This window comes from Streptomyces capoamus, from assembly GCF_014654935.1.
In the GTDB taxonomy this organism is placed as follows: domain Bacteria; phylum Actinomycetota; class Actinomycetes; order Streptomycetales; family Streptomycetaceae; genus Streptomyces; species Streptomyces capoamus.
This window is the reverse complement of record NZ_BNBF01000003.1, coordinates 297,481-298,605: the sequence shown is the minus strand read 5'-3', so window position 1 is coordinate 298,605 and position 1,125 is coordinate 297,481. Positions and strand designations below refer to the sequence as shown.

The window sequence follows — 1,125 nt, the reverse complement described above, 5'->3', positions numbered from 1 at the left end:
TGGTGCAGGGTGGCGACGCAGGTGATGACGTCGTAGCAGCCGGCAGGAAACTCGGCCATTGCGTCAGCGACGGTGAAGGTCACGGGCAGCGCGGCGGGAGTCAGCTCCCGGGCCTGGGCCGTGATCACCGGATCGGCGTCGACCGCCTCCACGGCGGCGGCACGTCCGGCCAGCAGCCTTGCCAGGTCACCACTGCCGGATCCGACGTCCAGGGCGCGATCGAAGCGCCTCGGCAGTTGCCGCAGGATCCAGCGGTGGTAGTGGGCGTTGTGGTCCCACGGATGGGCGGCATTGAACCGTTCGAGGGCCCGCAGGACCCGGAGCGACACCATCTTCATCCACCCATGGTCCGGCAGTCAGGCGGCAGGGATCTTCGCGGGGGCGGTGAGCAGCAACGCGGCGAACGCGAGGGAGGCGGCTGTCTGGTAGCCCATCCACAGCTCGCCGCCGGCGCCGCTGCCTCGCCAGGCCATCAGGAGACCGGTGAGCGCCGTCAGCACCCAGCCGCTGTCGTAGGCGACCATGAGCCTCAGGTACGTGCGCATCGAGCGGCTGCGCGTGTACCCCAGTTCGAGGCCGCCGCAGACCAGCAGGGCCGCACCCGAGACGACCAACAGCCAGACGGGTGTGCCCAGTAGCCGGGCGAGCGGGGCGGCGCCGGCGAGGTAGACGACGGCGAGGACCGCCTTGAAAGCGCCGTCGGCGATGGCGCCCACCGTTCGACGGGTCAACCGTGGTGCCGCGACCTGGGCCATGGACTTGTCCCCCTGAAGCTAGCCGACCGTTTCCATAATCAGATTACGGTAATAATTTGGTTATGAGAATGACGAGAGCCGAGGCGAAGGAACGCAACCGCCGCGCCTTGTTGGACGCAGCGTTCGCTGTCGTGTCCCGGGACGGGTACCGGGCCAGGCTCGAGGAGATCGCCGAACGCGCCGACCTGACCACGGGCGCCGTCTACTCGCTGTTCGGGAGCAAGAACGGCTTGGTGGTCGCCGTGGTCGCGGACTACCTGCGGCCGTACTACGAGGACATCGAGCGAGCGGTTCCAGCGGAACTCGATCTGCTCGACGCGGTGGACGCCTTCGCCCGGCACTACCGGCGGAGCTGTGACGCCCCCGATGC

The 1,125-nt window shown here is 68.6% G+C and carries 3 protein-coding genes; 1 reads left to right on the top strand and 2 read right to left on the bottom strand.

Annotation, left to right across the window (positions count from 1 at the left end; translation table 11 throughout):
- Both IE312_RS39190 and IE312_RS07265 read right to left on the bottom strand, forming a co-directional pair.
- Window positions 1-338 (bottom strand): methyltransferase domain-containing protein (locus IE312_RS39190; protein WP_229899238.1); only part of this gene is annotated, 338 nt, incomplete at its 3' end.
- An 18-nt stretch (window positions 339-356) separates the two neighbouring features.
- A complete protein-coding gene (locus tag IE312_RS07265) occupies window positions 357-731 on the bottom strand; it encodes a hypothetical protein (RefSeq protein ID WP_370467525.1) in 375 nt (124 codons plus the stop codon).
- A 92-nt stretch (window positions 732-823) separates the two neighbouring features.
- Here IE312_RS07265 and IE312_RS39185 point away from each other — a divergent pair.
- The coding region (locus tag IE312_RS39185) for a TetR/AcrR family transcriptional regulator (RefSeq protein WP_229899309.1) at window positions 824-1,125 on the top strand (302 nt) is incomplete at its 3' end.